Annotated in this window: 10 protein-coding genes; 6 read left to right on the forward strand and 4 right to left on the reverse strand. The window is 57.7% G+C overall.

The features are described 5' to 3' along the window. The first annotated feature begins 218 nt into the window (after window positions 1-218). Entirely contained in the window at window positions 219-1412 is a 1194-nt protein-coding gene (locus ACMTNU_RS19685; protein WP_413937005.1) for an MFS transporter, read from the forward strand. A 367-nt stretch (window positions 1413-1779) separates the two neighbouring features. Here ACMTNU_RS19685 and ACMTNU_RS19690 read toward each other — a convergent pair whose 3' ends face one another. Genes ACMTNU_RS19690 through ACMTNU_RS19700 form a run of 3 tightly spaced genes read right to left on the reverse strand, consistent with a single transcriptional unit; the run spans window position 1780 to window position 4775 of the window. Next, window positions 1780-2886, reverse strand: a complete 1107-nt coding sequence (locus tag ACMTNU_RS19690; protein ID WP_413936996.1) for an alpha/beta fold hydrolase — start codon at window positions 2884-2886, stop codon at window positions 1780-1782. Between the two features lie 4 nt (window positions 2887-2890). Further along, a complete protein-coding gene (locus tag ACMTNU_RS19695) occupies window positions 2891-3778 on the reverse strand; it encodes a DUF6544 family protein (RefSeq protein ID WP_413936997.1) in 888 nt (295 codons plus the stop codon). Next, window positions 3762-4775 (reverse strand): Acg family FMN-binding oxidoreductase, encoded by a 1014-nt coding sequence (locus ACMTNU_RS19700; protein ID WP_413936998.1) that lies wholly within the window; start codon window positions 4773-4775, stop codon window positions 3762-3764. Before ACMTNU_RS19700 ends, ACMTNU_RS19695 begins: the two co-directional genes overlap by 17 nt. A gap of 294 nt (window positions 4776-5069) precedes the next feature. Here ACMTNU_RS19700 and ACMTNU_RS19705 point away from each other — a divergent pair, with 294 nt between their 5' ends. After that, the gene (locus tag ACMTNU_RS19705) at window positions 5070-5693 is read left to right on the forward strand and encodes a tyrosine-type recombinase/integrase (RefSeq protein WP_413936999.1); all 624 of its coding nucleotides are present in this window, start codon (window positions 5070-5072) and stop codon (window positions 5691-5693) included. A gap of 287 nt (window positions 5694-5980) precedes the next feature. Here ACMTNU_RS19705 and merR read toward each other — a convergent pair whose 3' ends face one another. Continuing rightward, window positions 5981-6379 (reverse strand): Hg(II)-responsive transcriptional regulator, encoded by a 399-nt coding sequence (gene merR, locus ACMTNU_RS19710; protein ID WP_413937000.1) that lies wholly within the window; start codon window positions 6377-6379, stop codon window positions 5981-5983. A 78-nt stretch (window positions 6380-6457) separates the two neighbouring features. Between merR and merT the strand changes: the two genes are divergently transcribed. The 4 genes from merT to merA are packed head-to-tail and all read left to right on the forward strand — an operon-like array spanning window position 6458 to window position 8865. After that, complete coding sequence (gene merT, locus ACMTNU_RS19715; protein WP_413937001.1) at window positions 6458-6844, forward strand: mercuric ion transporter MerT; 387 nt, start codon at window positions 6458-6460, stop codon at window positions 6842-6844. A gap of 12 nt (window positions 6845-6856) precedes the next feature. Next, on the forward strand, window positions 6857-7135 hold the full coding sequence (merP, locus tag ACMTNU_RS19720; RefSeq protein WP_413937002.1) for a mercury resistance system periplasmic binding protein MerP: 279 nt from the start codon (window positions 6857-6859) through the stop codon (window positions 7133-7135). Window positions 7136-7143: 8 nt separating this feature from the next. Continuing rightward, window positions 7144-7389 (forward strand): hypothetical protein, encoded by a 246-nt coding sequence (locus tag ACMTNU_RS19725; protein ID WP_413937003.1) that lies wholly within the window; start codon window positions 7144-7146, stop codon window positions 7387-7389. Window positions 7390-7428: 39 nt separating this feature from the next. Next, window positions 7429-8865, forward strand: a complete 1437-nt coding sequence (gene merA / locus ACMTNU_RS19730) for a mercury(II) reductase (RefSeq protein ID WP_413937004.1) — start codon at window positions 7429-7431, stop codon at window positions 8863-8865. Window positions 8866-9181 lie beyond the last annotated feature (316 nt).

Here is a 9181-nt window from a genome sequence, read left to right on the forward strand (position 1 = left end):
ACGTTATCATCCGAATCCTGTGAGCACCCCTATTTGATCGGGCAGGTCGTGTCAGCACATAGGTCCGGTGACCGGCAGGTCTCGACCCCTTACGGTACTCCACAACTGTCCGCTACGGGGAGTACAATCGAGCGAATGATCGCGTGCGTACCTCGGACGGGGCCGATTACTACAATGTGAATTCCGCGCCATTTGATTTCCCAGAAATCCCATCGACCATGACCACATCTTCAAGGAGCACTCTTCAAGAAATCCCGGCAGGAGTATGGGTGCTCGGCTTTGTCAGTATGCTCATGGACATTTCTTCGGAGATGATTCATAGCCTGCTGCCCCTGTTCATGGTCACCTCCCTTGGCGCTAGCGCGTTCGCCGTCGGCTTGGTGGAAGGGCTGGGTGAATCTACGGCTCTCATCGTCAAGGTGTTTTCTGGCACCATCAGCGATTATCTGGGCAAACGCAAAGGCTTGGCCATACTTGGCTATACCATCGGCGCGCTCAGTAAACCGCTCTTCGCCGTAGCCTCCGTGACTGGCGTCGTGCTGACCGCTCGGGTACTGGATCGGATTGGCAAAGGCATACGAGGGGCGCCGCGCGATGCCTTGATCGCGGACATTGTGCCGGCACACTTGCGCGGTGCCGCGTTCGGCTTGCGCCAGTCCCTCGATACCGTTGGAGCCCTGATCGGACCACTGTTGGCCGTCAGCTTCATGTTACTCTGGGCCAACGATTTCCGCGCGGTGTTCTGGGTGGCGGTGATTCCCGGCTTGATGGCAGTCGCGCTGTTGGTGTTCGGCCTCCGTGAGCCAGCACATCATCAGGGGAGTCAGCGCGTCAATCCGCTTCGGCGGGAAAACATCACACGCCTTGGCCGCTCGTATTGGTGGGTGGTCGGCGTCGGTGCGGTGTTCACACTGGCTCGGTTCAGCGAGGCGTTTCTGGTGCTGCGCGCTCAACAGAGCGGCATCTCACTTGCCTTCGTGCCGCTGGTGATGGTCGCCATGAACGTGGTCTATGCGCTCTCGGCATATCCCTTTGGCAAGCTCTCCGACCGAATGAGCCATACCAAACTGTTGGCGCTTGGCTTCATGGTGTTGATCGCGGCCGATCTCGTGTTGGCGACTAGCGAACATTGGGGTGTCGTCTTGGCAGGCGTTGCGCTCTGGGGCATCCACATGGGCATGACGCAGGGTCTGTTCGCAGCCCTGATTGCCCATACCGCACCGCCCGATCTGCGTGGCACGGCCTATGGATTGTTTGCCCTGGTCAGTGGACTGGCGATGCTACTGGCGAGCGTATTGGCTGGCCTGCTCTGGGATCACCTTGGGGCATCGTTCACCTTCTATGTCGGCGCCGTGTTTTGCGCGGTTTCGCTCATGGGCCTGGCGTGGAGCAAAACATCTTCGCGTGCTTGAGGTTCTGCTTTCTGAAAGGACCCCCGCGAGGCGATAGCCTGTGAGCGGGCGGTTCGCTCATACGATTTAGTCCGTACGGGCTACCCTGCGTTTTCATGTTGCTACTCTCTTGCGCCGAGAGCCCGTTGATCCTCTGATCCTCTTGGCCATCTCGGCTGAATTCACTTGGCGTCTGATGACGACAGCCCATCTCGTTTCCTCAGCACTAATCTCAGGTTTCGAACGGCGCCTTGAGGTCGGCGGATTCTTACTGCTGGAGGACAGCTTGTGGCCGTTCTGCGACCATCGGTGGCCGACCCACAACGGTCCTTCGTGAAATTCCGTCAGTGCGTAGTGGTATCGAGCTTCATGCGGCAGCAATCGTCTCTCAACAGACGTTCGTATTGATGACAACAGGACTTCTCAACGGGCAACCGTTCGCCAAAGCCGGATGAGCACTGAGGTTATGGGTGATTCCGCCAATGTGGTGGAGGATGTGATTACGCACGGTCTTCCGGATGGTTGTTTGCTGCACACCTATGAGGAAGTGGCCTCCTCTCTCAAAACGGACCAGCCGCGCATTCGGAATGGTGGACGCAGCGAATTCGGCATTGTGGTAGAGCTGTAGTGTGTCGTCTGTGGCATGGAATATAAGGGTTGGAGCTGTGATCGCAGCAATCCTTTCGCCTGGAAGCGTAGCCTTGTTATCGAAAGCAGCACCAGCAGAGCGCAACGAAACGGGGTTCATATACTCAATGAAGCGTTCAAACAATTCTCGCTGGTCGGGGGTAAGGCCGGCAATGACTGCGTCGTTGGCACCCATCAGCGCCATGAGCTGCTTCTTGAACAGCTTGGTGATGGTCCAGTAAAGCAGGTCATACTTGAAGATAGTTGTTAGCTTCTCACCCTTCTCGTCTGCCTGTGCTTGGTCTTGTATGGATGAAGCGGCGACACCACACGAGATGAGGGTCAGCGAGGAGATCCGTTCAGGGTGCAAGGCCGCAAAGAGTAGAGCCGAGGGTCCGCCATGAGACATCGCAACGACCGCAACATCTGCGATACCCAAATAGTCGAGTAAATACGCGTAGGCATGCGCTTGGTCGTCCCATGTGGCACCTTTGCGAAAGGTCGAGCGCAGATATCCAAAGCGCGAAGGCGTAATCCAGTGGAATTCCTCGCTGAGGATGGCGTGTGCCATGAGTTCGCCCTGATCATAGCCGCCACCGCTCCCATGAATCACCAAGACAGCCGGACCTGATCCACCTTCGGTGTATTCGATATCGCCGTAAGGCGAATGGGCAACGGTACTGTTTCCACGAACCCGTTCGTACGCGTGATTCAGATTCCAGAGAGAGGCTGCTACAACCGAGACCACCGCAATGATCATCCCTGTCGCAGTCCAACGTAGAATCCGTTTCAACCGTCCTTTCTCTCGCGAGCGTCTGTTAGGGGGCACTGACGTCGCGATCTGAGCCGGCCCGCCGAGCAGGGTCATGGCGTCATCTCTCGGCTGCTTGCGGGAATTGTATCTCGGTCACGTTGACGCGGAAGAAGGGAAAGTAGTGATCGGTTTCAAAGTGGTTCCCCGCTTCTACATGCGTCGGGAGTCGAAATCCTCCAAACTCCTTGATGTCCGATAGGTACCCCCCAAAGGGTTGAAGTCGATACATCTTCTCTGGGTTGGCATCGCTCCAACGCTGGAACTTAATCTTGGTGGGCTTACCAGTTTCGTCGACGGTTAAGTCCACCGATTGCTCCCAGCCGAGATGTGTCATGGTGACCCTCGCCGTGTTCTCGTCGACCGGGTCCCACTTGATCGACTCGCGTGGCAACATCGCAGCCGGCGTCCAAAAGACAGCTTCGGCAACATACCGACCGAAGGCAGAACGAGCGTGGTCCGCATTTCCGCCAGCCCGCGCCACTGGTGCAATACCCAGCAACCAGAACCGGCTCCAACTATTACCGTCTTCAGCAACATCGGAACCCGACACTCTCATCAGGCCATGCCCCGCGTTGAGCGTCCACACAAAGCCATTCGGAGCCGCCAGGATTTGCTTCGCGCGCATGGGCATGTAGTTAGGATCGGCCTTACTGCCGAGACTGAACTCGCCCTCCATTGTAATTTCCGCGACGCTGTAGAGCGGTGTCCCCGGCTTGATCGCAAAACGGAAGAAGCGTTGTGCCGGTTCCGGCAGACCAACGATCAATGACGGCTCAAACGTGCCAGCCGCGGACGGCTGATGGGAGGCAAGATTCACCCATACCGCCTTATCGGCTCTGTGATCGGTCCATCGCCACCCGCCGAAGACAACCAAGACGACGGTGATCACGGCCAGTAGAATAAGTATCGTTTTGATCATCGCCTGGCGGTCACATGAACACGTCATCGAGCGGTCTTCGAACCGTCTGGTGAGCGCTCGACCCATATCCGAACCGCATCAAGAGCTGCGGTGTGAACACCGTGCTAAGAAGCTCTTTAAGTCGGGGCCGAAGCGATTCGACCTCGATCGGCTGGTTGAGGAATGCAGCCGTGGCACCGGACGCGGTGAGCCGTAGCAGCACCCTCGCAAGCACGCGCCCAGTCGTGAGCCAATCTTTCGGGCCGTCGTCACGCGTCGCAAACACCGCCAAGATCGGGGACCCGTTCACTATTTTTTCGCGATCACCCGCCGCTATCCCCTTGCCCATATCAAAGGTTCGAATCACCAATGCGCCAACCGAGGACAATACGTCCGGCATGCCAAAACTTTCGCCGGACATACCATCCTGAGTGGCGGAACGACGAGAATGTACCCACGCCGCCAATTCACGGCGAAACCGTGGGTCCGCAAACTGTATTCGATCCCCCTCGGCAACCAGGTCAGCGATCTCCGCTCGTTTGCCCTCGTCGAGGACCAGCGCCAGTTCTGTCCCTCGTTCGGTGGCCACATTGCAACAGGCATGGCGGAGCTCCTCGGGAAGGAGCCGGTCTTCATATTTCGTTCGAGTGGTTCTGCGATGAGGCATCGCCGCAAACAGTTCGTGGTCGACGGCATCCGACGTGACCGCACCGACCAGACGAATCGTGGCGAGGTGATCGGGATCGGAGCTGGGTAATTCCTCGACGGCCAGCTCGCAGCCGAAATGACGGGCGGCGATTACAAGATGTTCGAGCGCCGCGCCGCAGGATATCGTGAGTGCCCGATCATTGGGGTCAACGACCGGGAGTGCCCGGGTTCGATCTGCAACCAATTCCAAGTCCTGCTCGCCCACCTTGAAAAGCCACGGCTGCGTGTTATGGCTCGAGGGCGCAAGCACCGCGTATTTCACCAAGAAACGGAGACGCTCAGCCGCGGTCGCTGAACCAGGAAACTCCTCTTCCGTGATTCCCAAACCGTAATTCATGTATGACCCCAATAGTCCGAATATAACTATTGCACCTTTCACGATAGCACAGCGCTATGCGGAACTACCGAGACGTTGACTGAGATGCTGATTGTAGCCCGCCGTCCTTCGCAGAACAAATGGCCTCTGCTATCGACCGTCCGCTGGTGGCGGAATAACGGCATTTGAATCTGGCAAACACATCGCGGACACTCCTTTCTCAAGAGATCTCGCGACGGTTAGTGCATCGCACTGACGGGTCGCGAACGTAGTGGCGCTAGTCTCGCCACCCTCTTTCAATGAAAGGAGTCCATCATGGAAATGATCAGCACGTCTCAACACCGCAAACCGTGGAACAAAGGCAAACTTGTCGGCCAAAAAGCACCGTTCAAGCTGAAGGAGATTTGGGCGATACGGACCCGTTTGCAAATGGCCGGTCGTTCCCGCGACCTCGCGCTCTTTGATTTAGGGATCGACAGCAAACTTCGGGGCTGCGACCTGGTCAAGCTGCGTGTGCGCGATATTTGCCACGGCGATCAGATCGCCCCGCGTGCGATCATCATGCAACAGAAAACCCAGCGACCGGTTCAGTTTGAGATCACGCCTTCCACGCGTGAGGCTGTAGTAGCGTGGATCAAGCAGGCTACGCTGAAGTCAGAGGACTATCTGTTTCCCAGCCGCATCCACAACTCCCCTCACATGGGCACCCGGCAGTACGCACGAGTGCTGGAGGGATGGGTGACGGCCATCGGCCTCGATGCCTCAGCCTATGGGACGCATTCCATGCGGCGCACCAAGGCCTCGCTGATCTATCGGCGGACGAAGAACCTGAGAGCGGTCCAGCTATTGCTTGGGCACACCAAGCTCGAAAGCACCGTGCGCTACCTCGGCATCGAGGTTGATGATGCCTTGGAGTTGGCCGAACAGACGGAGGTGTGACCGTCCAACATTGGTTAGTGAGTCTGGCAGCGCCCCAAAGCCAACGGGCGCTGTCCGACCAAAAGCCGAAATACATGACCGACCGCTATCAGGTGGTCCAATCGAATGACGGCACCATCGGAATTCCACAAGATGTAAACTTCCCGAAAATCCCAAATACCCCCTGGTCAAAATCCCCATCTAATATGCCAGCCCAACGTGGGTCGATTTCTCAAGGAATTTGACTTATGTTGATGCTGGTCCAAAACAAATGTATTTGGGACGGTTCGAGTCCAGACCGAGGACCCTTAATCCTGTTCGAGCGCCAGAATGATCGGGCAGCCCTTCGCCGGTTGTTTTCTTTCGCACTGCTGAACCAGACCAGCTAACGCTTTCCGCATCGCCGCGAGGCCCGTCAGTTTCTGGTCAATCAGCCGCATCTTGTGGGCGGCCAGGGCACGGGTCTCCGCACAGGCGCGGGCTTCTTCCAGCCGTAGCAGTTCGGCGATTTCCTCCAACGTGAACCCAAGAGCCTGCGCCCGCTTAATGAAGCGGATGCGTTTCACGATGTCTGCCGGATACCTCCGATAGCCCATGTGCGGCTTGTCCGGCTCGGCTATCAGCCTCCGTCTCTGGTAATACCGGATCGTCTCGACATTCACTCCGGCCAGCTTCGCCACCCGGCCTATCGTTAATTCTAAAGCCATGAAGATTCCCCTTGATTCCGTACCGTAGTACGGAGTTTAGACTTGAATCAATGGGCAAGCTAGGGAAATAGGTGGGGCATGGATAGGTTGTCTAGGTCGGAGAAAGAGAACCCTTGGTCTAAACCGCAAAACGGTGGCGGCGCCTTGGGTATCGGCGGCCTCGCGGCAATCCTCGCCTCGATCTGCTGTCTTGGTCCGCTCGTATTGGTGATGATTGGCATCAGTGGCGCATGGATCGGCAATCTGACGGTGCTGGAACCGTATCGTCCGATCTTTATCGGCGCAGCCCTCGTGGCACTCTTCTTCGCTTACCGGCGCATCTTCCGGCCCGCGCAAGCCTGCAAGCCGGGGGAAGTCTGTGCCGTACCGTCGGTCAAGACGGCGTACAAGATCATCTTTGGGATCGTGACCGCACTCGTGGGGATCGCGATCGCGTTCCCTTACATTCTGCCGCTGTTGTATTGAAAGGAACACGTCATGAAAAAGCTCGTCACGGTACTCGCCCTCTCGGCCGCTCTGAGCGCGCCCGCCTGGGCCACCACGCAAACGGTCACCCTGTGGGTGACGGGCATGACCTGCGCAGCCTGCCCGATCACGATTAAGAAGGCGCTGAACAAGGTTGAAGGCGTCGAGAACATCGAGGTCAACTTGGAGAAGAAGGAAGCCCTGGTCACCTTCGATGACGCCAAGACCACGGTCGAGGCGCTGCTGGAGGCCACCAAGAACGCGGGCTATCCCTCCACCGTTCAGCCCTAGGAGCCGCAATGGACGGGAAAACCAATAGTCACGAAGCGCCATCATGGTTGGGCCGAGCGCTTATGGCGGTCGGCATCAGCGGGGCAGCGTTTGCTGCACTCTGCTGCGTGGCGCCGTTTATGGTCGCCGGGCTGGTCACCGCGCTTGGCCTCGGATTCATTCTCAATGATGCCATATTGATCGGCCTTCTTGTGATGTTCATCGGAGTGGCTGCGCTGGGCTACTACTTCATGCGGCGCCAGATGTGCGTGTGATCTGAAGGACATTCCCGGATAACCAACTCAGGAGGGGACATGATGGCGGAGAAATTTGACCTGGTGATTCTCGGATCCGGCTCGACGGCGTTTGCTGCCGCGCTTCGCGCGGCAGCAAGCGGACACACGGCAGCCATGACCGAGGTGCGAACGCTCGGTGGCACGTGTGCCAATCGTGGCTGCTTGCCGTCAAAGAATCTCATCGAAGCCGCGAAAATCCTCTACGATACGAAGCATCCGCGCTATCCAGGGCTCTCTCCTACCTCGATGAGCCTGGACTTCCGCGCCCTGATCGAGCAGAAGGATGCCGTGATTGAAGACTACCGGGGAAAGAAGTATCAGAGCATTGTCTTCAACTCTCAACGCATCCGCGTGTTTGAAGGATCAGCCCGCTTCAGCGGCTCCAACGAGGTGACCGTGAACGGGCAGGTGCTCTCAGCGGCTCGGTTCCTTGTCGCGACGGGAAGCTCGCCCGCAGTGCCAGAGGTTCCCGGGCTTCGTGACACGCCGTATCTCACCAGCGACCTGCTCACCAGTCACGAAGACATCGAACTCACAGAGCTTCCCGTGTCGCTGATCATCCTCGGTGGCGGCTACATCGCGCTTGAGCTGGGCCAGATGTTTGCGCGCTTCGGCACCAGCGTCACGATTCTGGCACGCGGAGCGCGCATTCTTACGGCCTACGAGCCGGAGATTGCGCAATCAGTGGCAGACGTCTTTCGTGAGGAGGGAATCGCCATCCATACGAAAACTACGGTGAGCCGGGTGCATGGCGATGAACGCCACGTAGTCGTCACGCTACAGATGGACGGGCGGCAGAAGGAACTGAAGGCCGCAAAGCTGCTTGTGGCCACGGGGCGCACACCGAATACGGAACACCTGGGGCTTGAACTTCCAGGCGTCGATATGGATGCACGGGGTTTCGTGAAGGTCAACGACGAGCTGCGCACGTCTGCCGAGCACGTGTATGCCGCCGGAGACGTGATTGGTTCCTACACGGGAAGCCAGCCGGCGACTCCTGTGGGTGCGCAGGACGGCGGGATCGCTGCCGAGAATGCGCTCAACGGCAACGGGGGCCGTACGGTCACCCACGCTGTGATTCCGCGAGCGATTTTTACCGACCCGCAGGTGGGCGTTGTCGGACTTTCGGACGCGGAAGCAACTGCGCGCGGGTACGAATGCGAATGTCGCATTATTCCGATGTCCCTCGTTCCCAGAGCTGGAGCGGTTCGGGAGACCAGAGGGGTCCTGAAGATGGTGGCAGACCGGAACACGAAGAAGGTGCTCGGGGTGTCCATGCATGGCATGAGCGCTGCGGAGGTGATTCATGAAGCGGCAATGGGGCTTCATTTTGGTGCGAGTATCGACGACTTCGCACGCCTGCTGCACGTTTATCCAACCATGTCCGAGGCGCTCAAAATCGCCGCGCTGTCGTACACAAAAGACGTGTCGAAAATGAGCTGCTGTGCAGACTAGAGGCACGCCGATAGTGAGACACTAAAGTACAGTCGAGCATGAGAAGCCCAGATCGCCAGTTTTTAACTGGGTATCGAAACCCTGCAAGCCCAAGGCCCAGATTTGTCTCGACCGGGGCGCCGATTGTTTTCGTGATGTGCTCAAACCCACTTCATTCCAGCCCACTCAGGCCTATTCCACACAAGCGTAGCGCGAAGCGAGCACAATCTCTAATGAACAGCTGCTTTCTGGCGTAGTGATTGCCGTAGCGACTGTCGCAAAGTGGCCGTTTTACGACCTATTTTTAAACTTGTTCGAGTCATGCTTGGCTCACCAC

Source organism: Nitrospira sp. BLG_1 (assembly GCF_047338595.1).
Lineage (GTDB): Bacteria > Nitrospirota > Nitrospiria > Nitrospirales > Nitrospiraceae > Nitrospira_D.